Here is a 24,053-nt window from a genome sequence, read left to right on the forward strand (position 1 = left end):
TTGATAGAGAAAGAACCGAAAGGAGGTGCGCTATGCTGAGTGATTTTTCATGGGACATGACCGGATACATACCAAAACACGCTGTCAATCCGCACGGTGACGGCATCATTCCTTATGCGGCAGAGCGCATCTTCCAACTGGAACCGGAGCCTCCAGCGGTGGGCAATCTGAACGAATATATCCTGTCTGCCTTGCAGGAAAAGAATTTGATATATTTCTCATTCTTCCTACACCACTACGAGCCGCAACTTAACAAGCGCATCAAAGACTTTCTCGGTGTGGATGGCGGCGATCTGTACGACACAGACCGATTTATAGATATAAAGCTCTCCTGCCGGGAGCAAATGCTCCAAAAGCTGATGGACTATGATCCTGCCAAGGGTGCGAAGTATGCTACATACATTTTTCCATTCATTCGGGATGCTATGCTACGTTTTCGCATGGGAGAAGAAAAATGGTCGGTATCCTCCCTGACCAATTACAAAATGGTGCGGTCAATGGCTTGGCTCTACCATAACAGCAAGGATGCAGTCAGCGAATTTGCCAAGAAGTACAACTGTGATCTTGCCCTTGCGGAAGAATATCTGAAAGTTGTCCGTGGCATCCGCAATCAGCAGCCTTTCTATGTGACAGACGAGGACGGCGAGGAAACCGACGAAGATGTTGCCCTTGATGATACTTGGAACTATGCCGACATTCTCTGGAACGGCATACAGGCGGAAAAGGTGCAGCGGGCTTTTGAGAAACTGAACTACCGGGAGCAGACCTTGCTTGAAAAGCGGCTGGCAATCTGCATGACCTGTGGGCGTGTCGGCTCATGGAAAGGTCGTCCCACCTTTGAGGAACTTGCAGTTATGTTCGAGGGCAGCACAGCCAGCGGTGCAGAGCGAGCCTACCGGAAAGCGGTGGACAGGCTGACGGAATTATTGGTTGCCGAGGGCGCAATCCATGCTGTCCGGCTGAAACAGAAGTCCAAAACCAAGCGCAAAAAGAAAATTGCCGCCGCAATCTACGAATACCAGGCAGACTGCGACGGCGAATGGGGCGAGATTTCCTTGGATTTTGAAAACGGCACAGCGGAGATTATCCGACTTGCCGATTGGGATACCATGAAAACAAACCGCTTTGCCAACAAGGTAATATCCTACCTTTTGAGCTGCGAGAATGAGAAGCTGCCAAAGGAAACTACAGTAGCGTTTGAATAAGCTTATAAATATTAAAAATCATTTCTTTTGACACAGAGAATACAAATCGGTGTTGTACAGTAAGGGCGAAAGGAGGAAAAGTATTATGAACAGTAAGATTTTGATTGTAGAAGATGAGGCCAAGTTGCGGGAAATCCTGTGTGACTATTTCAGCAGCAAGGGAGAACTGCCTGTTGAAGCAAGCAACGGAATACAGGCGCTTGAGCTGATTGATGAAAATGAATTTGACGCAGTTTTGCTTGACATTATGATGCCGGAGCTTGATGGGCTTTCTGTCTGCCGTGCTGTGCGCAGAACAAACGATGTTCCTATCATTTTCCTCACAGCCCTTTCCGACGAGGAGGACAAACTGCTGGGTTATGAACTCGGTGCAGATGATTATGTGACGAAGCCATTCACCATGTCTGTCCTTTATGCAAAAACTATGGCGCTCATCAAGCGTAATCAGCGCAGTGTCCTTGCCGGTGACCGGATGGAGGTCAGCGGGATCACTCTGGAGCTGACTGCAGGCAGAGCTTATGCTGGAGGCAAGGAAGTCTTTTTGACGCCGAAGGAGTTTGCTCTCCTTCGCTGCCTGATGCAGAATAAAAACCTTGTCATGAGCCGTGAGCAACTTCTGGTTAAGTGCTGGGGTTACGACTACGAGGGCGAATCTCGGGCTGTAGATACCCATATTAAGCGATTGAGAGAAAAACTTGGCGACTATGCCGAATGCATCAAGACCGTTATTAAGGCGGGTTATAGATTGGAGGGGTGACGATGAAAAAAATCTCCAAAGGCTATCGGATTGCATCAGCTCTTTTCCTAATCTGGGCGATTGTTGATTTCCGCAATTATGCAACAATCGGGAAAGACCTTGTAGCTTATTATTCTGGTGAAAGCATTATTTGGGAATTAGTACAGGATAAACTGTTTCAAGGAATTGTAAAGGTTGTTTTGGCTGTCGCCATCATCGTGGTTGGTCTAATCAGAGCAAGGAAAAAGAAACAGCGTACCGCTCTGACAGCTATTACTTGCCTACTTTCCCTCGCATTGTTTGTAATTTGGGGAGCAGGAATGTTCTGCTTGACCTCCGTTACTGCTGAGTATGCCGCCACAAGATATCTAAATGGCTATCGCGATTTTGCATCTACCATCGCAACTCGAAGCTTTGAACACTGGTTGGGGAAAGGTTTTGATTCCAGTTATGCGAACTACGATGCAAATCGCCGGTGGGAGGCGGTAGACGACGGCGGACATGCAGATACTTTTTATGGTGCGAGATTTATAGTTGGTGAAGATGATGAATTTCTAAAGCGGCCAAACAGCAACAAGGTATATTCTGCTACTGCTGTTTATGATGCAGGAGGAAATCTTCTTGAATGTAGTTGGTCGGATTTCTTTTACTTCGAGTATTTGACAGAAAACCAATGGGATAATCGAGAGGAAAGATCCGGGAATAATGCCCGTGCTTTCTTTGATAGAGAAATGCTTACTGAGAAAGGTAAGGAGATACTCAGCAACAGCGTTCTGACATTCGATGCTGCCGCAATGCGCTTTACCGGGACTTTTGATGGTGTCGAGTTCACACCCATCAAAATTGAATATATCGATTGGGACGAATTCCAGCATGCCTTAGATTCAAAGGGAAGTGGTCAGTATACCGTTTCCGGCATCGTAGAGGATTACGATCTTCAATGGAACACCATGTACGAAGATGCCTCTGACGCTTTATCCAGTGAGGACGTTGTTGTATTCTACTCTGATTGGTTTGATGTTTGCTATAATGAGATATCTCCTGCTTTTTCGTACAAAGGAACAGACTATGAAAATGTAGCTTCCCTTGTTGCCAAACTTGGACCGGAACTGGCTGCCGGAGCAAAGAATTTGACTTTCTACGATGGCCTTGACCTTTTAATCCCAAGTGTGAACTACTGTCACAGCTTCGATGGAGAAACCTATTATGACCCATACTATTATGGGGAGGCTGCCTATGCAGAAGAAGCGCCTGATCTCCATTTTTATACCGTGAGTGTCGTGTACTGCTCTCCTTGGCGCACCGCATTTGGCGAACTGAGCGTTGTGTACTTAATTACACTTCTTATTGCAGTGGCACTTGTGTTCGTATTACGCTCCATAATAAAAAATCATTTAATCCAACCTGTCCTATCGGTTGGAGAAGCGCTGATGAGCGAAGAAGAGAAGAACTACCTATATCCGGAAATGTCAAAAGCTTGGTATGAAAGCAAGTTGCTACAAGAGGGTTTCGCCAAGCATAGCGATAAGAGCCGGATGCAAAGAAACGAGATTACACGCTTGAACACGGCACTTGAGTATGCAAAAGCAGCTGAGGAAAACCGTCGTCAGATGACCTCTAATATTGCCCATGAACTGAAGACTCCGCTGGCGGTGATTCACAGCTATGCAGAGGGACTGAAGGAACACATTGCAGAAGACAAACGTGATAAGTATGTGGATGTGATCCTTGCGGAAGCCGAGCGAACGGACGGTATGGTTTTGGAGATGCTGGATTTGTCCAGACTTGAAGCGGGTAAAGTGAAGCTCTCACGGGATGAGTTTTCGCTTGCCGATCTTACGAAAGCCATCTTCGAGAAACTCCAAATGGCGGCAGAGGCAAAGGAACTGCAGATCAGCTACGAGTTCCCGGAGCAAAGCACCATCGTTGCGGACGAGAATCGAATTGCACAGGTGGTTGAGAATTTTGCGACCAATGCAGTCAAGTACACCCCCGCCGGTGGCAGTGTCACAGTACGGATTCAGAACAATCGTGGTAAAACCACATTCTCCATCGAAAATGACAGCAAGCCTCTTTCCGCAGAAGCTTTGGCTAAAGTATGGGACACTTTCTATCGAGTTGATGAATCCCGCTCCGGAGGCGGCACGGGGCTTGGTCTTGCTATTGCGAAGAATATCGTGGAACTGCACGGCGGCAAGTGTTCTGTCCGAAACACGAAGACGGGTGTGGAGTTCCAGTTTACAATTTAAAACCTTGTTAGAAACAACACGGCCCACCGATCATTTTGACCGGTGGGCTGCGCTATGTTTATTCAGTTCAATCCATCAACTGATGTTCCGATACGCCTTGCACAAACCGTTCTAAATCACCGCCAAACACAAGCTGTGCATATTCCAGCGGCTTGTTGTAGATTAGCCAGTCCAGCTCCGACCGCTGATACATATTATCGGCAACCTCATTCTCCACGGCAATCGTGTCAATCGCAATCATGCTGCCATCTGCAAATTTCAGCTCCACACAGGCGTTATCCATGTTGAACTCACAAGAAATCAATCTATCCATAAGAAACCTCCATTCTGCGGGATGTTAGATCATCCCAAAATATTTGAATGCTTCTCGGATTGCTTTCTCTTTTTCTGGTGGACACTGGGGCTGTCTGGAATCCTCGGATTTCGGCAGATTATAGTTTTTGCCTACCTCAATCCCGCATTTCCGCTTAATCTGTGAGATATAGAGGTTGGACACCTTTAACCCGGTATGCTCCAACACATACTCCTTGATCTGCGGATAGGTAGCTCCATCTTGGAACTCTGACATATCCATATCTTCCAAAGAGAACTCAACCCGAATCTTTTTCGAGTCGACCTCGCCCTTGGAAAGCAAGACAACCGTCTCACAGTTTGCCGTTGCCGGGAACATGTCCACAGCGCAGGCCTTCTCCAGCTTGTAGCCACGCTCCTGCAGCACCACCAGGTCTCTGGTTAAGCTGGTCGGCTTACAGGAAATGTAGACCATGCGGTCCACGCCAAAGTCGATGATCTTGTCTAGTGCCTTCGGGTGGATGCCATCTCTTGGCGGATCCAAAATGATCAGATCCGGCTTATCCTTTAACTCTCCGATCACCTTCAGCACATCCCCGGCGATAAACTCGCAATTGTCCAGCCCGTTTCCGGCGGCGTTCTCTTTCGCTGCCTCTACGGCTTCCTCCACGATTTCTACGCCCACAACCTTCTCTGCCACCGGCGCAATGATCTGTGCGATGGTTCCGGTTCCGCTGTATAAGTCAAAGACAACCTTATCCTTCGTCTCACCCACGTAGCTGCGTGCCGTCTCATAAAGCACCTCTGCTCCCAGGGAATTGGTCTGGAAGAAGGAAAACGGGGTAATGCGGAATTTTAAGCCCAGAAGCTCTTCGTAGAAGAAGTCCTGACCGTAAAGAATGGTTGTCTCATCGCTCTGGACCACATCGGCAAGGCTGTCGTTGCGGATGTGAAGGATCCCGGCAAAGGTTCCCTCAAGCTGCAGCCCCTGCAGGCAGGAAAGCCAGCCCTCAAGAAGCTCCTTTTCGCTTACCGAAGTCGTATGCGCTTCGGTCACGCCAAGGTTTTCGGTCTGTCCGGAGGTAACCAGCGCAACCAGGATCTCACCGGTCTTCACTGCACGGCGCACCAGCAGATGACGCAGATAACCGGTATGCTGCATCTTTTTATGGTAGCTGATATGCTTTTTTGTAAAGTAATGCAAGGTTGCCGTCAGAATCTTGCAGAAATCCTCATGCACGATCTGGCACTCCGGTGTATTTACAATATCATAGAAGCTGCCGCGGCGGTGCATGCCGAGTGCCAGCGGTCCATCCTTATATTCATCTCCAAAGGAAAATTCCATCTTGTTGCGGTATCCGTCAGAAACCGGGCTTGCCTTGATTCCCTCAAATTCGTAGGAATCGCAGACTTCATCCAAAAGCGCTTTGATCTGACCTTCTTTGATTTTCAGCTGTTCTTCATAGGGAAGACTCTGGTACAGACAGCCACCGCAGATGCCAAAATGCGGACAGGTTCCCCCGCTCCGCTCCAGCGGAGATTTTTCCAGGACTTCCAGAAGGCGTGCCTCGCATTTTCCTTTCCGTTTTTTGTTTACGACAAACCGCACCTTCTGTCCCGGAATGGCATTCTTGACAATGACCCGTTCACCGTCTACATGTAAAATTCCCTTGTTCGGGAAATCTATGGTCTCTACGACCGCTTCGAACATATCTCCCTTTTTCACGTTTTTACTCCTGTTTTTCCTAAAAATTATGATGTTGGGGACAAAAGTTTGTTTTCCCCAATGGTTTCGGATTGCTTCCCGCCCTGTTCATGCCGATTTGCCTGACACATGCAAAACGTACATGAAACAGAGAAAAGGCGCATCCCGGTCTGCGAGACACGCCTGATTTTTCTTCTGCTAAATGATTGATCTTTATTATTTCTCTTTGGTGTCGTCCTCATCCTCAAAGAAGTCATCATCGAAGTCGTCGTCGAAATCATCTTCAAAGTCTTCCAGGTAATCCGGGGTGAAGAAACGGTATACGCCATATGCGATCGCTGCAACGGCTGCTACTACTCCGATGATTGCAAGAATCCAGAGAATACAGGTTTTCTTTTTCTCCTCTTCCTCTTTTCTGTGTAAGAACTCATTTAATTTGGTGGAATTCATGATTTCTTCCACGCGTGCCATTGCGTCTTTGCTCATGTTATCAAAACGGTTCATACTGTCACGTCCTTTCTATCATATTCCAGCCAGCTTTTTTGTAAAACCGGCTGACCCATTACTAGGATTATAGCATTCTTTTTCTCTTTTTACTATCCCATTTTATTCAAATTTATAAATTCTATGCGCTCCCGCGAACCTCACTTCTCCCGCTTTCCTGCCAGGCAAAACGGCTTCCGCCTGTTCCGGTCTTTCTTGCCGGGAGCCCCTGCCTATTCACCCAAGCTTCTGAAGCTTTGCGAAGGAAGCGAACATCTTCTTGACTCCGGCTGTGTCAAAGTTTACGGAGACCTCAAAATCCTTCGCTCCGTCCTTGACACTCAGAACGGTTCCATCGCCGAATTTCACATGATGCACCCGGTCGCCCACTCCATAGTCCAGAAATGCCGGCTTCTGCACGGTAAATGCCTTTCCAAAGCCCGGTCCGCCGGACTTTCCTGCCTGTCCTGCAAACGCCCCGGCGGCTCCTGCCGCGCTTTTTCCAGCCGGTTTCCGGTCGAAGATTCCGCTTAAGTCGCGGCCTGCCATCTGGCCCATACCGCCCTGACGGCCAAAGCCAGCAGACACGCCACCTTGTCCTCCGCCATATGCAGCACTGCCAAAGCTTCCCATTCCCGTATACCCACTTCCAGTCCCCGAAACATACGATGCGGTCGGCGATGCATAGGAATTCGATTTCATGCCGAACTTGCTGACTCCAAGACGGCTCTGGTTCTTATTCCACGGAAGATCATCATCGTCAAATTCATCCCGCGCTGCGCTGCGCCCCAGTCTCGGCTCCAGCTTTTCCATCTGGATGAGCTCCTCCGGGATTTCTTCCACAAAACGGCTGACCTTGGAATAATGGGTCTCCCCGTTGATCATGCGCATGCGGGATGCCGTGATCACCAGGCGTTCCTTTGCACGGGTAATGCCGACATAGCAGAGGCGTCGCTCCTCTTCCAGCTCCGTCCGGTCATCTGCTGTGACCGCCATGCGGCTTGGGAAAAGCCCATCCTCAAGACCACTCAAATATACCACCGGAAATTCCAGTCCTTTTGCACTGTGTAAGGTCATAAGCGTTACCCGGTTCTCGGAATCGTCCATCCGGTCGACATCGGCAACCAGCGCTACCTGCTCCAAAAATTCATCTAAAGACGGATGCTCTGCGTCCTCGCTGTAGCTGACTGCCTTATTCATGAGCTCTTCGATGTTCTCCAGACGCGTCTGGGACTCGACCTCTCCCTCTGCTTCCAGCTCTTCCCGGTAACCGGTATCGGAAAGGATCATTCCGATCAGCGCTTTGATGCTGGCCTCGTCCTCAGTCAGAGCCTCCCGGAAGTTCTCGATCTGGCCGGTAAACACAGCGACTTTTCCTGCAGCCTTGCCAAGCCCCGGCACGGCTGCCGCCCGGACACACGCATCGTAAAAGCTGATGCCCTGCTCCGACGCCCATGCTGTGATCTTCGCGATCGATGCTGCACCAATGCCCCTCTTCGGCACATTGATGATACGCTGAACTGCCAGGTCATCCCGCCCGTTTGCAATCGTCTTTAAGTAAGATAATACATCCTTGATCTCTTTTCTCTGGTAGAAGTTTACGCCTCCCACCAGACGGTACGGCACGTTATGCTCGATACATTTTTCCTCCAGAAGGCGGGACTGCGCATTCGTCCGGTAAAGGACCGCATAGTCCTGAAAATCCCGGCCATCCTTTAAAATGTCGCGCACAATGCCATCGGCCTCTTCGTAGGCCTGCTCGTACTGGTGGAAGATCACCGGCTCTCCCTCACCGTTGGCCGTCCAGAGGGTCTTGTCCTTCCGGCCCTGGTTATTGCGGATCACCGCATTGGCTGCATCCAGGATATGGCTGGTGGAACGGTAATTCTGCTCCAGCTTGATGACCTTCGCCCCCGGAAATGCACTCTCAAAGTCCAGGATATTGCTAATGTTAGCACCACGGAACTTATAGATGGACTGGTCATCATCGCCCACCACGCAGAGGTTTTTATATTTTCCGGCCAGAAGCTCGATCAGTCGGAACTGCGCTGTGTTGGTGTCCTGGTACTCATCCACCATGATATAACGGAAGCGCTCCTGATAATATTCCAGCACATCGGCATTTGTCTGGAACAGATCCACGGTCTTGAAAATAAGGTCATCGAAATCCAGCGCATTGTTTTTCTTTAATTCGTCCTGATATGTCTGGTAGATTTCCGCGATCTTCTTTGCCCGCCAGTCACCTTCCGCATTCAGCCGGAACTCCTCCGGGCTCATCAGCTCATTTTTTGCGCCGGAAATGGCAGAAAGCATGGCTCTGTCCCGAAACTGCTTCGAGTCTAAGTCCATCTTTTTTAAAATCTGCTTCATCAGCGTTTTCTGGTCATCCGCATCGTAAATGGAAAAGCTTGTGCTGTAGCCCAGGTTCTCGATAAAGCGGCGCAGGATCCGCACACAGGAGGAATGAAACGTCGAAACCCAGATGCTCTCAGAGCCAAAGCCGACCAGCTTGTCCACACGCTCGCGCATCTCCCCCGCTGCTTTGTTGGTAAAGGTGATCGCCATGATATTCCACGGGTTCACATCCTTTTCTTCGATCAGGTACGCGATGCGGTGTGTCAGGACACGGGTTTTTCCGGAGCCTGCTCCTGCGAGGACCAAAAGCGGGCCTTCGGTGCTAAACACTGCCTCCTTCTGTCTGTCATTTAAGGTATCATAAACTGCCATTGCGCTGTTATCCTTTCAAAATCTATTTTGATCACCCCATTCTACCACAAAACAGCAGGTACCGCAAACCTTTGTTCGCAGTACCTGCTGTTTTATTCATCGGGTATTTTCGTTCATACACGCATATCCGCTGACAGACATGACGCTTTGCCTCGCATTCAGACTCTGTTTTTCCGCCGGATTACTCAGCGTATGCGATTGCCTCGATCTCTACCAGTGCTCCCTTCGGGATCGCTGCAACCTCGAAAGCTGCTCTTGCCGGGCATGCACCCTCAAAGAAGGTAGCATAAACCTCGTTCATAGCGCCGAAGTCAGAAATATTTTTCAGAAGGACCGTGGTCTTTACAACGTTGGCCATGCTCAGTCCGTCGCTCTCGAGAATGTTTTTGATGTTGGTTAAGGACTGCTTGGTCTGTGCTGCGATGTCTGCGCCTGCAAACTCGCCGGTAGCCGGGTCGATTGGAAGCTGGCCGGAAACGAATACAAATTTGTCTGCATGGATTGCCTGGGAATATGGTCCGATCGCAGCTGGAGCATTGTTGGTTGCTAATACTTTCTTCATAAGAAATCTCTCCTTTGTTCAATCTTTATAATTTTTATTATAGACATTCCCAGTGGAAAATTCAATCACTTTCAAAAATTTTATAAAACTTTTTGTTTTCATTTAATACTTTTTGTTTTTTCTTTTCCGCTTGCTATCTGGTTTTCAATACTATATAATAGGGTAAGAGGTGACATTATGAAAAATAATTCCGAAAGACTATCCGATATTCTAAGCTGGCTCGACTCCATCTCGTATATCAAAACAGAAAAAATCCCGGAAGTGGACTTATATATGGACCAGGTCACTTCCTTCATGGAAGAACATTTAAAAAAGACCAAACGAAACCCGGAAGACAAGGCGCTCACCAAGACCATGATCAACAATTACGCAAAGAACCGCCTGCTGCCTGCCCCGCTCCGCAAAAAATACAGCAAGGAGCATATCCTGCTGCTTTTGTTTATCTACTATTATAAAAGCCTGCTCTCCATCAGCGACATTGAGCAGCTGTTCCGTCCGGTCACGGAGCAGCACTTCAATACAGCCGATAGCCTGACCCTCAGCGATATTTATGAAGAGGTGTTCTCCCGGGAAGCTCTCCAGATGGAACATTTAAAAGACGATATCCGTGCAAAGTTTGAGGACAGCCGCCAGACCTTCACTGATATCGAAGGGGAAGATCAGGAATACCTGCAGTTGTTTTCCTTTATCAGCGAGCTTTCCTTCGATGTCTACCTGAAAAAGCATATGATCGAAATGCTGATCGACCAGCTCCGTGAGGAAATGCCGCTGGACCCGAAAGCAAAGAAAGCAAAAAAGTGATGCCGCCAAAGCATCACTTTTTCATTCTTCCTATTCGTTTTCTTTTGTCTCCTGGTTCTGGGCAATCCGTTCAAACACCATGTCGTAGCCGTCGTTTCCATAATTTAAGGAGCGGTTTACACGGCTGATGGTTGCAGTAGATGCTCCGGTCTTATCTGCGATCTCCAGATATGTTTTCTTTTCCCGCAGCATTTTTGCTACCTCGTAGCGCTGGGACAAGGATAACAGTTCGTTGACCGTACATACATCTTCAAAGAATATATAGCACTCTTCCGGAGTCTTTAATGTCAAAATTGCTTCAAACAGATGGTCTACTGCCTCCGTCTTAATCTTCTTATTCATTGAATACAATCCCTTCCTGAAAATACTTCGTTCTGCAGTTCTAACTTTTACCAGTTTACCACACTAAATTTTTAAAGTCCATAGTTCTGCAGAAAAAACTTTTCAACGACATGGGCCACACCATCATCGTTGTTCGACAATGTCACATAGTCTGCTGCATTCCGTACTGGACGGACCGCATTTTCCATGGCCACGCCAAGGCCTGCGTACTCGATCATGGACAGATCGTTAAAGCCATCTCCGCAGGCGATCATTTCTTCCCGGTCAATGGATAATAGCTTTAAGAGCTGGGCCAGACACTGTGCTTTATCGATCCCCTTCGGAAGGATTTCAAGGAAATAGGGCTCCGAGCGGTATACGCTGAAATTTTTTCCGAGTGCAGCCTTGACTCTGGCCTCAACGAGTGCAAGATAATCCCCGTCGTCCAGCATAAGGAATTTCGGAACCGGGAAGTCCAGATAGCTGTCCAGGTCTTCTACCTTTTTTAATTTCAGATGGTTAATCCCAGACTCAATCTTTGCATAGGGATTGTCCGGATTATTGGTAAGAATGTGGGCGCCCTCATAAGTCAGGACATCGACCTGCTCCTTTCGTGCCAGCTCCAGAATACGCCGGTTTGCCTCCACCGGAAGCTTTTTTTTCAGAAGGATCTCCTTCGTACGGCAGTTCATGATGATGCCGCCATTAAAAGATAAGATATACCCCTCGTAGGTTTCCAGCTCCAGCTCCTCCGCCAGCGGCATGACCCCGTAAGTTGGACGTCCAGATGCCAGGACCACCTTCAGTCCGCGCTTCTGTGCCTCCATGAGACTTTGTTTGGTTCTCGGAGTGATGATCTTGTCCCTGTTGGTCAGGGTCCCGTCCAGATCCAGAACGATCATTTTATAATTCATGTATCATGTCCTCCCAAAATGTGCCTTGGCACATTCCTGCACCTGCGTTACGTTTCGGGCGTTGCGCAAACGTTACTGTTCCCGCATTGCACAAACAGCAGCTGCTTTCTTTGGATATCATACCACGAAGATGTCCGTTTGTCACGGACATCTTCCGGATTCCTATCTTTACATATTCTAGTGCCGTTTTCTATTTTTCTGCTTTTCTACTCTACGGCCTTTTTGGCAAATTCCGTGGTCACAAGCTTTTCATACGGCACCTGCTTTTCCAGTTCTCCCGCTTCCTTTAAAATATTTTCCAAAAGTTCAAAGTTGGACTGTTCAAAAACCAGATCCTTCTTCCAGGTGTCCTGGTCCTGGTAGCGCTTTACGATCTTTGTGATGTTCTCAAGCGGTGTCTCCGCAAACTGCGGCTGGATCACCTTGGCGATTTCTTCTGCTGAATGGGAATTTACATAATCCATTCCCTTCTGGATCGCATTGGTAAAGCTCTGGATGCGTTCCGGATGCATGGCCAGATAGCTTTTTTTCGCACAGTACGCCGTGTAGGGCACGTACCCGGAATCTGTGCCGAGGGATGCCACTACATACCCGTTTCCTTCCAGTTCCAGTCCCGTTGCAAAGGGTTCAAACTCTACGGTATAGTCCGACTGATCACTGGTGAAGGCCGCTGCCGTCAGTCCAAACTGAATGCTCTGGTCGATCGTCAGGTCTGTTTTGGGATCGATCCCGTTTTTCTTTAAGATATACTCAAATACCATCTGTGGCATGCCACCGGCACGGCCACCCAGAACCCTGCTGCCTTTTAGTTTCTGCCAGTTAAAGTCCGGATCCGGCTGCCTTCCTACCAGAAAGTTTCCGGCCCGCTGGGTCAGCTGTGCAAAATTTACCGCATAATCCTCCGCGCCCTGGGCGTAAGTATAAATGCTTGCCTCAGACCCCATAAAGCCGATATCAGCGTCACCGGCCAGCATGGCTGTCATGACCTTATCGGCCCCGGCCCCGTTTACCAGTGTCAGATCCAGCCCTTCCTCCTCAAAGTAGCCCAGCTCAATAGCCGCATACTGCGGCGCATAAAAAATAGAATGCGCAACCTCATACAAGGTTACCGGAGTCAGTCCGGATGCTTCCTTCGCACAGCCGCATAAGACAGCGCAGGCCAGACCCGCCACACACAGACACTTGATCTTCTTTTTCATGAACCTAACAGTCCTCCCAGTCAGTTTCCTATACTTCCATGGCATCCTTTCGGAGCATTTTGCTGCCGATCCTTTTACAGGAAGATGCGCTAAAAGTACATTTCTTAATACCTACAGTGTATGAGCTGCTTTCCTGTCCGGTTCAGCTTTTGCAGGATCATTTTCAAAAAGACTGTGCCTTGATTCTGGTGCCGGAGCGCAATTGCCTTGACCACTTCCCACAATCTTCTGCTATGAAATAAAAAAGCAGGAAGCCACCTTTCCCAGATAATCCAGAAAACCAGCCTTTTCTACACTTCCATCCGTTAAAATATCCACCTCTCCGAGCACCGTTCCATTTAACTCGTAGCGCAAAACCCCGGCCTTCTCATCTGCATTTACCGGTGCAGTCAGGGCTTCCGGAAGCATCAGCTTCTTTTCGACCGCTGAAAAATCATCCCCGCTCAGGCTCAGATAAGAAAATCCCCCGGCATATTTCAGTGGAACAGAGGATGTCACGCCATCTGTCACCTCCAGCGCGGGAAGCTCCGGCATTTCCTTGTCTTCATACAGGCGGCAATTTGCATACCCGTAATCCAGAAGCGCCTTTGCATCCGCAAAGCGTGCCTTGTAGTCGGGAGCTGCCATGATCACTGCGATCAGACGGACCCCGTCCTTCTCCGCCGTTGCTGACAGACAGTATTTCGCCAGGGAGGTGGAACCTGTCTTAAGGCCTGTCACCTTGAAATTGGTTGCCATCTTTAACAGCTTGTTGGTGTTGGAAAGGCCAAACTCCTTGGTCCCCTGCTTTGTGACATGTGTGATATTTTCCATCCAGATCGTAGAATAGGTATGGATCTGCGGGTATTTCGTGATCAGCTCCCGCGACATGAGCGCAATATCCCGGGCCGTGGTCAGGTGCTGTGGTGACTCAGTCAGGCCGCAGCAATCCACAAAGTGCGTCCCTGTCATGCCGAGGCCCCTGGCACGCTCGTTCATGCTCTGGACAAAGGCCTCCTCGGAACCAGCTATGTACTCCGCCATCGCCACGGATGCATCATTGCCAGACGCAATAACGATGCACTTGATCAGGGTTTCTACCGTCTGCACCTCGCCCTCCTCTAAAAACACCTGGGAGCCTCCCATAGATTTTGCGTGGGCACTGGTGACCACCTCATCACTCAGACGGATCTTTCCTTCGTCAATGGCATCAAAGATCAGGATCAGTGTCATGATCTTCGTGATACTGGCCGGACTTCTCTGTTCGTCTGCGTTTTTCTCATAGATGGTTTCTCCGGTCGATGCCTCCATCAAAACCGCACAGGGCGCCTGCACAGCCACTGCCGGCTCTGCCTGCCCTTCCTCTGCAAAGCACAAAAGCGGCAGCCCGGCCATCTGGGAAAGTGCGGGCAGCATCACCAGGTAAAGCAGCAGACTGGTGCACAATACCAGCACTGCCCGTTTCATAAATCCTGCTGCCTGGCACACTCGCGTGAACCGTAACATAACTCCCCCTTCTTTCACCTTTTCTACACTGTAATCTATGGCTATTTCCTGGGTTCTATGCTATGATGGAGCCATAAGATAAGAGGTAACTTTAAGGAGTTTTGTATATGAATGAATATTATTCCGGCAGGTCCTACAGCCACAGGCGGCGCCGCTCACGCCTTCCCCGTTTCCTGGCCGTGGCAGCCTGCATTGCACTGGCCGGAGCGCTTGGCGCCGGCGTTTTTTTTCTAAGAAAGCATCACTCTGGCAATGCCCCGGACACCACCGGCTCCATTGTCATTTCCACAGAAGCACCTGACACTGCAGAGTCTCCCACCGAGGGAGATGGCTTTGTCATGCCCGATACCCCTGCTGCAGACCTGCTGCATCAGGCTTATCTGCTGGCCTCCGGCTACGACTACGATGCTGCGATCGAGCTGTTAAAGGCTTCGGAAGAATTCGCTTCCGACCCGGAGGTGGTTTCCGCTATTGCTGGATATGAATCCACCAAGGCCACCCTGGTGCGTACTCCCATCAGCAAGATCACCCATGTATTCTTCCACACCCTGGTAGCGGACCCGTCCAAGGCCTTCGACGGCGATGCCGACCAGGATGGCTACAACCAGGTCATGACCACCATCGATGAATTTAATAAGATCCTGGACAACCTGTACAGCAAAGGCTACGTTCTGGTGCGACTTCACGATATGGCTTACGAGACAACCGATGAAAACGGAAACACCGTCATGAAGGCTGGCGATATCATGCTGCCACCGGGCAAGATTCCGTTTGTCATGTCCCAGGATGACCTCTGCTACTACCCTTATATGGATGGAGACGGCTTTGCAAACCGGATCGTCATCGGGGAGGATGGCAAACCAACCTGCGAAATGACCATGGATGACGGCTCGGTCTCCACCGGAGACTATGATCTGGTCCCGATCCTGGAAAAATTCTGTGAGCGTCATCCTGACTTTTCCTATAAAGGAGCGCGTGCTGTCTTAGCCTTTACCGGATACGAGGGCATCCTCGGTTATCGCACTGCCTCCTCCTATGCCGGCTCTGAAACCTACGAGCAGGACCGCCAGGCTGCTTCCGAAGTGGCACAGTGCCTGCGGGACAACGGCTGGGAGCTTGCCTCCCACAGCTGGGGCCATTTAGACCTTGGCACAGTAGAGTGGGACCGTTTCCAGTCTGACACGGATAAATGGGAATCCGAAGTAGAATCCCTCATCGGCCCTACCGATATCATCCTGTTCCCATTCGGGGCCGATGTCGGTGACTGGCATCCGTACAGCATGGACAACGAGCGCTTCCGCTATCTTTATAATGCAGGCTTCCGCTATTTCTGCAATGTCGACTCCAGCCAGTACTGGGTACAGCTTGGCGACGATTACCTGCGCCAGGGACGCCGGAACCTGGACGGCTACCGGATGTGGAAGGACATCACCGCAGAAGCAGAGGGACGCCCGCGAAAGCTTGATGACCTGTTCCGGGCTGAGGATGTCTTCGACAGATCAAGGCCAACCCCCGTGCCGGAGATGTGACCCAGGCACTACTTATCATAGTTTCAGCCAGACATAAAAAGCTGCAGATGAATCCGTCATCTGCAGCTTTTTTCAGCTTTCATTTTGGAAACTTCAATTTTTTGCTTCTTTAGCCTTTGACAGCTTCAGCTTTCCGAAAAACAGATAGTAAATGATAAACAGAATGGTCGTGGTGATCCAGGTCAACGGATAACTGAACATGATCGTGTACATATCGCGCTTGAGCGGAACAGCGATCAGAATCCAGCTTACACGGAGCACACAGACTCCTAACAGACAGATGACCATCGGCCACCAGCAGTCTCCCACCCCGCGCAATGCGCCGGAAAGGATCTCGATCGCCACATATTCCACATACATCGGTGCCAGATAACGCATCATGGCAATACCGATGGTGATCACATCCTGGTCTGTGGTAAACAGCTCATATCCATACACCCCAAACCGGTAGATCAGCACGGACATACCCAGGGATGCCACAACCGTCATGGCCATACAGGTCCGCACGCCCCGGTGTACCCGTTCCATTTTCCCGGCACCATAATTCTGCCCCACAAAGGTTGTCACGGAAATACCAAAGGCATTGATCATCATCCAGAAGACAGAGTCCAGCTTGCTGTAAGCCGCCCAGGCCGCCACGCTATTCGTTCCCAGCGAATTGATCCCGGCCTGGATAATGACATTAGACAGACCATACATCACCGACTGCATCCCGGCCGGAAGTCCTATGCGGATGATGCGCCTCAGCATCCGCCCGTCCAGCCGCAATTCTTTTAAGACCAGACGGTGCATGTCCCTGGTCCGAATGAGACATACGGCCACCAGCACTGCACTCAGAAGCTGGGACAAAATGGTTGCCAGTGCTGCTCCCACAACCCCGAGCCTGCATACGACAACCAGAAGAATGTCTAAGGCAATGTTCGTCAGGCAGCTGGCCGCCAGAAAATAAAGCGGCCGCTTTGAATCCCCGACCGCACGCAAGATCGCCGCGCCCATGTTGTAGACCAGATTGGCAATGATCCCCAGAAAATAGATTCTTAAATAGATTACGGAAAGCCCCTGCACATCCTCCGGCGTTCCCATAGCGGCAAGCATAGCCGGAGCCAGAATGATCCCGGCTGCCATGATCACAATACCGGAAAGAATGCTGAACATCAGGGCGGTATGAACGGCATAGCCGACCATCTCCGGGCGTTTTGCCCCGTAATACTGGGAGACGATCACCGAAGCGCCGGAGGAAAGTCCCACAAAGAAACCCACGATCAGCTGGGTCAGCATACTGGTGGAGCCACCCACGGCCGATAATGCTTCTTTTCCCACGAAACGTCCCACGATCATGGCATCTGCAGCATTGTAAAGCTGCTGGAAAAACGTACCAAAGAGAATTGGAAAGAAAAACAGCAGAAGCTGCTGCCAGATGATCCCTTCCGTAATCCGGTTTTCGTTTGTCTTTTCTTTTGTCATCCCCCAAAACCTCCCAACCATTCTTTTCCATTTCATAAACTGTTCTTCATCATTTTACAGACCATTCTTTATCTTTTCATGATAGCATAGTTTTCCCAAGAAGTAATCTAAAATTAAAAATATCTTAAAGCTTTTTCTCCCGGTCCTTGCTATAATGACAACACTATGTTTTTGGGAGATTGATCATGCAAACTTATCGCAAGCTTCTGGTTCTTTTGCTTTTCTCTGCTGCCGCTGCTTCCATGACCGGGTGCGGCGCCCCAAAAAGCAGCACAGGGCAGGATTTTTCCACCCAGCAGGCTGCAGACAGCAAAGCTGCCGAAGAACCATCCAATATGATTCTGTTAAACAATGTCCTCTACCACGATGCCGGGCGCACGGTATACACCATGCCAGACCACACCGATGGCACCATCCAGTCGGTCACGGCGAACGCTACTGCCCCATCCTGCAATGAAGAGGCCAATTTTGACTGTAAGGGTGCCTCCTACTGTATTCTCGCAGACGGGGCTGCCGGTGTCATAACCGATGAGGCCGCTGGGACCTGTGAATTATTTCTGGCAGACGATACGGTAGAATTCCAGGGTGTCTACAAAAAAAGGAAAGAGCTTTCCGCAGACACCTTAAAATGGCTTAGCTTCTACTACAGCCTTTCTGAGTCTGACCGGAATGCTCTTTCCATGATCCCATCCGAATTTGCAGGGCAGGTTGCCGGAACCGGAACCTATGCGAGCGAGACAGATGCCACCGGAACCTCTTATCTGGAGGCGCTCACACAAGAGGAGTTAAACGCCACCGAAGCACTGGCCCAGTATTATTTCACCGAAGAAGTAACCTCCTTTGAGGGAGTTGACCAGATCTACCCGGCAGATTCCTCTGACCCGCAGTATCACAACAGCGGAATTGAAGATGACTATGGTCCGGGAAACATCATCATCTACCGCGTGCTGACCAACCTTGACCGCAGGGACGGAAACCCGTTCCGCTACATCAGCATTGCGCGCAAATCCAAATCCGATGACTGGAAAATCATAAACAGCGGCTTTTAAAAAGCCGCTGTTTGCTATTCCTTCATCCGGTAACCCACTCCGATCTCCGTGAAAATGTAGTGCGGCTCTGCCGGATTTGATTCAAGCTTCCGCCGGATGTTCGCCATATTCACGCGAAGAATCTGGTTATCGGTATCTGCATAAGGTCCCCATATTTCTTTCAGGATAAAGTCATAAGTAAGCACCTTTCCTGCATTTTTGGCCAGCAGGGAAACCAGCTTGTACTCAATCTGTGTCAGATGGATATCTTCCCCGTTCAGATTCACGACACGCTTGTCAAAATCGATCGTCAGACCGTCGCGGGAATATACGGTTTCCCTCGGGCCTGCACTGACAATCTGTGCACTGTGGCGCAGCGCCGTGCGGATGCGTGCCAGAAGCTCTTCCGAGCCAAACGGCTTTGTTATGTAATCGTCGGCTCCCTTATCAAGCGCCTGCACCTTTTCTGCCTCCTGGGTTCTTGCGGAGATCACAATGACCGGCACTGCCGAAAAGCCGCGGACCCGCTCCAACACTTCGATCCCGTCCACATCCGGCAGGCCGAGATCTAACAGGATCAGGTCCGGATGATGGGAGGTACATAAGGAAAGACCCGACATTCCGTTCATGGCACGCAGCGCTTTATAGCCGTTCGATATCACGATCGTCTCAATGTAGTTTCCAATATTTTTTTCATCTTCAATGATCAGAATTACCTGTTTATTCGTCATGTTCTTTTTCCTCTTCCAATGGTAATGTAAAAATAAATTCGGCTCCCTTTAGGCGATTGGCAGCTTCAATGGTTCCGTTGTGGGCATTGATGATGGTCTTACAGATGGTAAGACCGATTCCCATTCCCTTATGGGAATCCCCGCTTGCATTCGGCTCAATCCCGGCTCCGTCAAAAATCGTCTTCAGACGCTGCGGGTCAATGCCTCTTCCGTAATCGCGGATGTGGAATGCCACACAATCATCTCTTTTTTCCACATAAAACTCGATCGGCTCATCTGTCCCGGAATGGTAAACCGCATTTTCCAGCAGGTTGATGATGACCTGCTCGATCAGCGTTGCATCCATCGGGACCATGAGAAATTCATCCGGGATCTTGACATCCACCTTTCCCTGAGGCAGACGTTTGCGGAATCGCTGTACGGCCTCTGCCACCACCTCCTCGAGCGGCTCCGGCGACGTATTCACGTGGGTATCACCCACACGGATTCTGGTAACCGATAACAGGTTTTCCACCATATTTAAAAGCCAGTTGGCATCCTCCCGTATCCCCTCTAACAGCTCCCGGCGCTTTTCCTCTGTCATCTGCGGGCTGTCGTTTAACGCTGTGTCTGCCAGTCCGATGATGCTGGTAAGCGGAGTTCTTAAGTCATGTGACACCGCACGCAGAAGATTCGCCCGCATGGTCTCCTTTTCTGCCTCCACCAACAGTTTCTCCCTCTCATTTAAGAGCTGGCTCTGTTTCTTGAAACGTGTTGTCGTCGTGCTGGTGATCGATGAGACCAGAAGCATGCCAAGAAACGTTACCGGGTAGCCGTCCAGGGAAAAGTTAAAATTCATATACGGATAGGTAAACACATAGTTCACGAAAAACACGCCGAAAACCGATGCAATGATACCGGTAATATACCCGGTCGTATAACGGGCCACCAGCATAACCGTCAGTACATAAATGATCGCCACACTGGTCGAATTCTTACTGTAGTGAAAAAACGCCTGCGCGATGATCGTCGATATCCCCATGATCAAAAGTGTGATCAGGACATTGTGAAGGACCATCTTTCGGATGTCCGGATGCTCCTTTTCTGCCTTTTTCCGTCTTATTTTGTTTTCTTTTTTATCATTCTCCATACACAAAAATCCCCCTAAAAAATCCCAATTTCCTATGAAATAAAAAGGGAACGGAAATAGCTTCCGTTCCCCATATTTTACTACAAAAATGATTTTGTGTATAGTTTTTCGCCTTTAGCCAGATGATTCCTTAACAATACCTTTACAGTGGTTTCTTACTTATTGTAGTTTACGATCGCACCAAAATCCGGTTTTAGGGATGCACCGCCTACCAGGCCTCCGTCGATATCTGCCTGAGCAAACAGCTCCGGTGCGCTTGCCGCAGATACAGAACCACCGTACTGGATACGGATTGCTGCTGCAGTTGCCTCGTCGTAGATCTCGCCGATGCATGCGCGGATTGCTGCGCATACTTCCTGCGCCTGCTCAGTCGTAGCAACCTTTCCGGTACCGATCGCCCAGATCGGCTCGTAAGCGATCACGGCAGTCTTTGCCTGGTCTGCAGTTACATTTAAGAATGCAACCTTGATCTGCTGGCGGATCCAGTCAATGGTGATTCCCTGCTCTCTCTGGGTCAGACTCTCGCCGCAGCAGATAATTGGGGTAATACCATGTTCAAATGCCTTTAAGACTTTCTTATTTACGGTCTCATTGGTCTCTGCAAAGTATTCTCTTCTCTCGGAATGGCCGATGATGACATATTTTACGCCTGCATCGACTAACATATTCGGGGAAATCTCACCGGTGTAAGCACCCTTCTCCTCGAAGTACATATTCTCGGCACCGATCTGGATGTTGCTTCCCTTTGCAGCCTCCATAGCCGGGATAATGTCGATAGCCGGAACACAAAGCAGAACATCTACTTCATCGTTCTTTACAAGTGGTTTTAAGGTTTCGATCAAGGCAACTGCCTCGGAAGGAGTCATGTTCATCTTCCAGTTGCCTGCGATAATTTTTTTTCTGGACATTGTAGGATCCTCCTGTTTATTTATCATCTGCTGCTGCTACGCCTGGGAGGGATTTGCCCTCTAAGAACTCCAGGGATGCGCCGCCGCCGGTGGAGATGTGGCTCATCTTGTCTGCGAAGCCAAGCTGGTTCACTGCTGCTGCAGAATCGCCGCCGCCGATGATAGTGGTTGCGTCGGTCTCTGCCAGTGCCTTTGCTACGGCAATGGTACCTGCTGCCAGAGTCGGGTTCTCGAATACGCCCATCGGTCCGTTCCATACCACAGTCTTGGCGCTCTTTACTGCCTCAGCGTAAAGCTTTGCAGTCTCGGTACCGATATCCAGGCCCATCATGTCAGCCGGGATCTGGTCTGCTGCTACGTTTGCAACCTCGATCGGAGCATCGATCGGATCCGGGAAGGATGCTGCTACTGCTGCGTCTACCGGAAGGAGTAATTTCTTGCCAAGCTTCTCAGCCTTCGCTAACATCTCCTTGCAGTAATCTAACTTGGTATCGTCTACCAGGGATTTACCGATTTCCTTGCCCTCTGCCTTTAAGAAGGTGAAAGCCATGCCGCCGCCGATGATCAGTGTGTCGCATTTCTCAAGCAGGTTGGAGATTACGTTTAACTTGTCCGCAACCTTAGCGCCGCCCAGGATTGCTACGAACGGTCTTACCGGATTTTCTACTGCATTGCCGAGGAAGTCGATCTCTTTCTGCATAAGGTAACCAACTGCGTTGGTACCGCCCTTTGCGGTGATGAATTTGGTTACGCCCTCTACGGAAGCGTGTGCTCTGTGGGAGGAACCGAATGCATCGCATACATAATCGTCTGCCAGGTCAGCCAATTCTTTGCTGAACTGCTCGCCGTTCTTGGTCTCCTCTGCACCACGGAAACGGGTATTCTGGAGAAGGACTACATCGCCCTCGTTCATAGCCTCTACTGCCTTGGTTGCTGCCTCGCCGGTTACGTTGTAATCTGCTACGAATACAACCTCTTTGCCCAGCTTCTCGGACAGGCGTACTGCAACCGGAGCTAAGGACTCACCCTCGTTCGGGCCGTTCTTTACTTTGCCAAGGTGGGAACAAAGGATAACCTTTGCACCCTCACCGATCAGCTTCTGGATAGTCGGAAGTGCAGCCACGATACGGGTCTCATCGGTGATCACGCCATTCTTTAACGGTACGTTGAAGTCACAGCGGACCAGAACTCTTTTTCCTTTTAAATTTTTCAGATCATCAACACTTTTTTTATTTAACATGGAGGTAATCCCCTTTCTTTGTATAAATGATGGTGGGACAAGCCCTATACCTATCGACGCAAAAGGGTCCGGTCCACATGTGACCGGACCCTTTCCTGAGCCTTTTGTAAACTGTTGCCGTTCATGCACTGCATAAACAGCAGCATAAGAATTTCCTTTAGCAGAAATTATGCCAGCTCTGCGAAGTACTTAATGGTGCGAACCATCTGGCTGGTGTAGGAGTTCTCGTTGTCATACCATGAAACAACCTGAACCTCGTACAGATCATCTGCGATCTGAGCCACCATGGTCTGGGTTGCATCAAACAGAGAACCATATCTCATGCCGATAACGTCGGAAGAAACGATCGGATCCTCGTTGTAACCGAAGGACTCGCTTGCTGCTGCTTTCATAGCTGCGTTGATATCTTCTTTGGTAACGCCAGCTTTCTTAACAACTGCAGTTAAGATGGTGGTAGAACCGGTCGGTACCGGAACACGCTGTGCGGAACCGATGAGCTTGCCGTTTAACTCCGGAATAACCAGGCCGATTGCTTTTGCAGCACCGGTGGAGTTCGGAACGATGTTTGCAGCGCCTGCTCTTGCTCTTCTTAAATCGCCTTTTCTGTGCGGGCCGTCCAGGATCATCTGGTCACCGGTGTAAGCGTGGATGGTGCTCATGATACCGGACTGGATCGGAGCGTAGTCGTTCAGTGCTTTTGCCATAGGTGCTAAGCAGTTGGTGGTGCAGGATGCTGCGGAAATGATGGTATCCTCAGCAGTCAGGGTGTTCTCGTTTACGCTGTAAACGATGGTCTTTAAGTCGTTACCAGCCGGAGCGGAGATGACAACCTTCTTTGCGCCTGCGTCAATGTGAGCCTGTGCTTTCTCTTTGGAGGTGTAGAAACCAGTACACTCTAATACTACATCTACGCCGATCTCGCCCCACGGAAGGTCTGCTGCCTTAGCCTCTTTGTAGATGGTAATCTTCTTGCCGTCAACAGTGATGGAGTCCTCGCCAGCCTCTACGGTGTGTTTGCCCTCACCGATGTGGCCTGCATATCCGCCCTGTGCGGTATCGTATTTTAATAAGTGAGCTAACATCTTCGGATCGGTTAAGTCGTTGATTGCTACTACCTCATAACCCTCTGCGCCAAACATCTGTCTGAAAGCCAGACGGCCGATACGACCAAAACCATTGATTGCTACTTTAACTGCCATGATTCATTCCTCCTAGATTGTTAAAAATATGATGATTGTTAAAAAGTCATCAACCTGGTTCTTATTGTACCTAATAACAAGCAAAATAGCAAGCCTTTTTTTGCCATATTAACAAAAACACCTGGATTTTCGTCTTGTTTTTGTCAA

At 49.6% G+C, this 24,053-nt stretch carries 21 protein-coding genes; 6 read left to right on the forward strand and 15 right to left on the reverse strand.

Annotation, left to right across the window (positions count from 1 at the left end; translation table 11 throughout):
- The first annotated feature begins 32 nt into the window (after positions 1-32).
- From DW922_RS07035 to DW922_RS07045, 3 genes are all read left to right on the forward strand, one after another.
- Positions 33-1,205 carry a hypothetical protein gene (locus DW922_RS07035; RefSeq protein ID WP_117515287.1) on the forward strand — a complete coding sequence of 391 codons (1,173 nt, stop codon included), beginning with the start codon at positions 33-35 and terminating at the stop codon, positions 1,203-1,205.
- A gap of 85 nt (positions 1,206-1,290) precedes the next feature.
- Entirely contained in the window at positions 1,291-1,962 is a 672-nt protein-coding gene (locus DW922_RS07040) for a response regulator transcription factor (protein WP_117515285.1), read from the forward strand.
- Between the two features lie 2 nt (positions 1,963-1,964).
- Positions 1,965-4,190, forward strand: coding sequence for a HAMP domain-containing sensor histidine kinase (locus DW922_RS07045; RefSeq protein WP_117515283.1), 2,226 nt, complete (start codon positions 1,965-1,967; stop codon positions 4,188-4,190).
- 67 nt (positions 4,191-4,257) lie between these two features.
- On the opposite strand, the gene DW922_RS07050 is transcribed toward DW922_RS07045, so the two are convergent.
- The 5 genes from DW922_RS07050 to DW922_RS07070 form a co-directional block, all read right to left on the reverse strand.
- Positions 4,258-4,503 (reverse strand): DUF6061 family protein, encoded by a 246-nt coding sequence (locus DW922_RS07050; protein ID WP_117484580.1) that lies wholly within the window; start codon positions 4,501-4,503, stop codon positions 4,258-4,260.
- 24 nt (positions 4,504-4,527) lie between these two features.
- Positions 4,528-6,207, reverse strand: a complete 1,680-nt coding sequence (gene rlmD, locus DW922_RS07055; RefSeq protein ID WP_118726160.1) for a 23S rRNA (uracil(1939)-C(5))-methyltransferase RlmD — start codon at positions 6,205-6,207, stop codon at positions 4,528-4,530.
- A 195-nt stretch (positions 6,208-6,402) separates the two neighbouring features.
- Positions 6,403-6,690: a DUF4366 domain-containing protein gene (locus tag DW922_RS07060; RefSeq protein WP_118543963.1), complete on the reverse strand. Its 288-nt coding sequence runs from the start codon at positions 6,688-6,690 to the stop codon at positions 6,403-6,405.
- Between the two features lie 216 nt (positions 6,691-6,906).
- The gene (locus tag DW922_RS07065) at positions 6,907-9,396 is read right to left on the reverse strand and encodes a UvrD-helicase domain-containing protein (RefSeq protein WP_118726161.1); all 2,490 of its coding nucleotides are present in this window, start codon (positions 9,394-9,396) and stop codon (positions 6,907-6,909) included.
- A gap of 181 nt (positions 9,397-9,577) precedes the next feature.
- A complete protein-coding gene (locus DW922_RS07070; RefSeq protein WP_118720246.1) occupies positions 9,578-9,958 on the reverse strand; it encodes a RidA family protein in 381 nt (126 codons plus the stop codon).
- A gap of 177 nt (positions 9,959-10,135) precedes the next feature.
- Here DW922_RS07070 and DW922_RS07075 point away from each other — a divergent pair, with 177 nt between their 5' ends.
- Positions 10,136-10,759 (forward strand): DUF1836 domain-containing protein, encoded by a 624-nt coding sequence (locus tag DW922_RS07075; RefSeq protein WP_118726162.1) that lies wholly within the window; start codon positions 10,136-10,138, stop codon positions 10,757-10,759.
- Positions 10,760-10,789: 30 nt separating this feature from the next.
- On the opposite strand, the gene DW922_RS07080 is transcribed toward DW922_RS07075, so the two are convergent.
- The 4 genes from DW922_RS07080 to DW922_RS07095 form a co-directional block, all read right to left on the reverse strand.
- Complete coding sequence (locus DW922_RS07080; RefSeq protein WP_118720222.1) at positions 10,790-11,101, reverse strand: YerC/YecD family TrpR-related protein; 312 nt, start codon at positions 11,099-11,101, stop codon at positions 10,790-10,792.
- Between the two features lie 71 nt (positions 11,102-11,172).
- Positions 11,173-11,994, reverse strand: coding sequence for a Cof-type HAD-IIB family hydrolase (locus DW922_RS07085; RefSeq protein WP_118726163.1), 822 nt, complete (start codon positions 11,992-11,994; stop codon positions 11,173-11,175).
- A gap of 206 nt (positions 11,995-12,200) precedes the next feature.
- Positions 12,201-13,193 (reverse strand): ABC transporter substrate-binding protein, encoded by a 993-nt coding sequence (locus DW922_RS07090; protein ID WP_118726164.1) that lies wholly within the window; start codon positions 13,191-13,193, stop codon positions 12,201-12,203.
- Between the two features lie 231 nt (positions 13,194-13,424).
- Positions 13,425-14,639 carry a D-alanyl-D-alanine carboxypeptidase family protein gene (locus DW922_RS07095; RefSeq protein ID WP_118726165.1) on the reverse strand — a complete coding sequence of 405 codons (1,215 nt, stop codon included), beginning with the start codon at positions 14,637-14,639 and terminating at the stop codon, positions 13,425-13,427.
- Between the two features lie 146 nt (positions 14,640-14,785).
- Between DW922_RS07095 and DW922_RS07100 the strand changes: the two genes are divergently transcribed.
- Positions 14,786-16,207: a polysaccharide deacetylase gene (locus DW922_RS07100; protein WP_118726166.1), complete on the forward strand. Its 1,422-nt coding sequence runs from the start codon at positions 14,786-14,788 to the stop codon at positions 16,205-16,207.
- A 93-nt stretch (positions 16,208-16,300) separates the two neighbouring features.
- On the opposite strand, the gene DW922_RS07105 is transcribed toward DW922_RS07100, so the two are convergent.
- Positions 16,301-17,671, reverse strand: coding sequence for an MATE family efflux transporter (locus DW922_RS07105; RefSeq protein ID WP_118726167.1), 1,371 nt, complete (start codon positions 17,669-17,671; stop codon positions 16,301-16,303).
- Between the two features lie 185 nt (positions 17,672-17,856).
- On the opposite strand from DW922_RS07105, the gene DW922_RS07110 reads away from it, so the two are divergent.
- Entirely contained in the window at positions 17,857-18,720 is an 864-nt protein-coding gene (locus DW922_RS07110) for a hypothetical protein (protein ID WP_118726168.1), read from the forward strand.
- Positions 18,721-18,734: 14 nt separating this feature from the next.
- On the opposite strand, the gene DW922_RS07115 is transcribed toward DW922_RS07110, so the two are convergent.
- The 5 genes from DW922_RS07115 to gap form a co-directional block, all read right to left on the reverse strand.
- Positions 18,735-19,430 (reverse strand): response regulator transcription factor, encoded by a 696-nt coding sequence (locus DW922_RS07115; RefSeq protein WP_118720212.1) that lies wholly within the window; start codon positions 19,428-19,430, stop codon positions 18,735-18,737.
- A complete protein-coding gene (locus DW922_RS07120) occupies positions 19,420-20,559 on the reverse strand; it encodes a DUF4118 domain-containing protein (RefSeq protein ID WP_347560277.1) in 1,140 nt (379 codons plus the stop codon). The genes DW922_RS07115 and DW922_RS07120 overlap by 11 nt, the downstream gene beginning before the upstream one ends.
- Positions 20,560-20,714: 155 nt before the next feature.
- Entirely contained in the window at positions 20,715-21,467 is a 753-nt protein-coding gene (gene tpiA / locus DW922_RS07125) for a triose-phosphate isomerase (protein WP_118720210.1), read from the reverse strand.
- A 16-nt stretch (positions 21,468-21,483) separates the two neighbouring features.
- The gene (locus DW922_RS07130) at positions 21,484-22,707 is read right to left on the reverse strand and encodes a phosphoglycerate kinase (protein WP_118720208.1); all 1,224 of its coding nucleotides are present in this window, start codon (positions 22,705-22,707) and stop codon (positions 21,484-21,486) included.
- A gap of 167 nt (positions 22,708-22,874) precedes the next feature.
- The gene (gene gap, locus DW922_RS07135) at positions 22,875-23,906 is read right to left on the reverse strand and encodes a type I glyceraldehyde-3-phosphate dehydrogenase (RefSeq protein WP_118720206.1); all 1,032 of its coding nucleotides are present in this window, start codon (positions 23,904-23,906) and stop codon (positions 22,875-22,877) included.
- Positions 23,907-24,053: the final 147 nt, after the last annotated feature.

It is taken from the genome of Clostridium sp. AM42-4, assembly GCF_003480105.1.
GTDB lineage: Bacteria > Bacillota > Clostridia > Lachnospirales > Lachnospiraceae > Brotaphodocola.

What these genes read in the sequence shown, in the direction of transcription:
- DW922_RS07035 (WP_117515287.1), top strand. Translation starts at nt 33, where the DNA reads ATGCTGAGTGATTTTTCATGGGACATGACCGGATACATACCAAAACAC.
- DW922_RS07040 (WP_117515285.1), top strand. Translation starts at nt 1,291, where the DNA reads ATGAACAGTAAGATTTTGATTGTAGAAGATGAGGCCAAGTTGCGGGAA.
- DW922_RS07045 (WP_117515283.1), top strand. Translation starts at nt 1,965, where the DNA reads ATGAAAAAAATCTCCAAAGGCTATCGGATTGCATCAGCTCTTTTCCTA.
- DW922_RS07050 (WP_117484580.1), bottom strand. Translation starts at nt 4,503, where the DNA reads ATGGATAGATTGATTTCTTGTGAGTTCAACATGGATAACGCCTGTGTG.
- DW922_RS07060 (WP_118543963.1), bottom strand. Translation starts at nt 6,690, where the DNA reads ATGAACCGTTTTGATAACATGAGCAAAGACGCAATGGCACGCGTGGAA.
- DW922_RS07065 (WP_118726161.1), bottom strand. Translation starts at nt 9,396, where the DNA reads ATGGCAGTTTATGATACCTTAAATGACAGACAGAAGGAGGCAGTGTTT.
- DW922_RS07070 (WP_118720246.1), bottom strand. Translation starts at nt 9,958, where the DNA reads ATGAAGAAAGTATTAGCAACCAACAATGCTCCAGCTGCGATCGGACCA.
- DW922_RS07075 (WP_118726162.1), top strand. Translation starts at nt 10,136, where the DNA reads ATGAAAAATAATTCCGAAAGACTATCCGATATTCTAAGCTGGCTCGAC.
- DW922_RS07080 (WP_118720222.1), bottom strand. Translation starts at nt 11,101, where the DNA reads ATGAATAAGAAGATTAAGACGGAGGCAGTAGACCATCTGTTTGAAGCA.
- DW922_RS07085 (WP_118726163.1), bottom strand. Translation starts at nt 11,994, where the DNA reads ATGAATTATAAAATGATCGTTCTGGATCTGGACGGGACCCTGACCAAC.
- DW922_RS07090 (WP_118726164.1), bottom strand. Translation starts at nt 13,193, where the DNA reads ATGAAAAAGAAGATCAAGTGTCTGTGTGTGGCGGGTCTGGCCTGCGCT.
- DW922_RS07095 (WP_118726165.1), bottom strand. Translation starts at nt 14,639, where the DNA reads ATGAAACGGGCAGTGCTGGTATTGTGCACCAGTCTGCTGCTTTACCTG.
- DW922_RS07100 (WP_118726166.1), top strand. Translation starts at nt 14,786, where the DNA reads ATGAATGAATATTATTCCGGCAGGTCCTACAGCCACAGGCGGCGCCGC.
- DW922_RS07105 (WP_118726167.1), bottom strand. Translation starts at nt 17,671, where the DNA reads ATGACAAAAGAAAAGACAAACGAAAACCGGATTACGGAAGGGATCATC.
- DW922_RS07110 (WP_118726168.1), top strand. Translation starts at nt 17,857, where the DNA reads ATGCAAACTTATCGCAAGCTTCTGGTTCTTTTGCTTTTCTCTGCTGCC.
- DW922_RS07115 (WP_118720212.1), bottom strand. Translation starts at nt 19,430, where the DNA reads ATGACGAATAAACAGGTAATTCTGATCATTGAAGATGAAAAAAATATT.
- DW922_RS07120 (WP_347560277.1), bottom strand. Translation starts at nt 20,559, where the DNA reads ATGGAGAATGATAAAAAAGAAAACAAAATAAGACGGAAAAAGGCAGAA.
- tpiA (WP_118720210.1), bottom strand. Translation starts at nt 21,467, where the DNA reads ATGTCCAGAAAAAAAATTATCGCAGGCAACTGGAAGATGAACATGACT.
- DW922_RS07130 (WP_118720208.1), bottom strand. Translation starts at nt 22,707, where the DNA reads ATGTTAAATAAAAAAAGTGTTGATGATCTGAAAAATTTAAAAGGAAAA.
- gap (WP_118720206.1), bottom strand. Translation starts at nt 23,906, where the DNA reads ATGGCAGTTAAAGTAGCAATCAATGGTTTTGGTCGTATCGGCCGTCTG.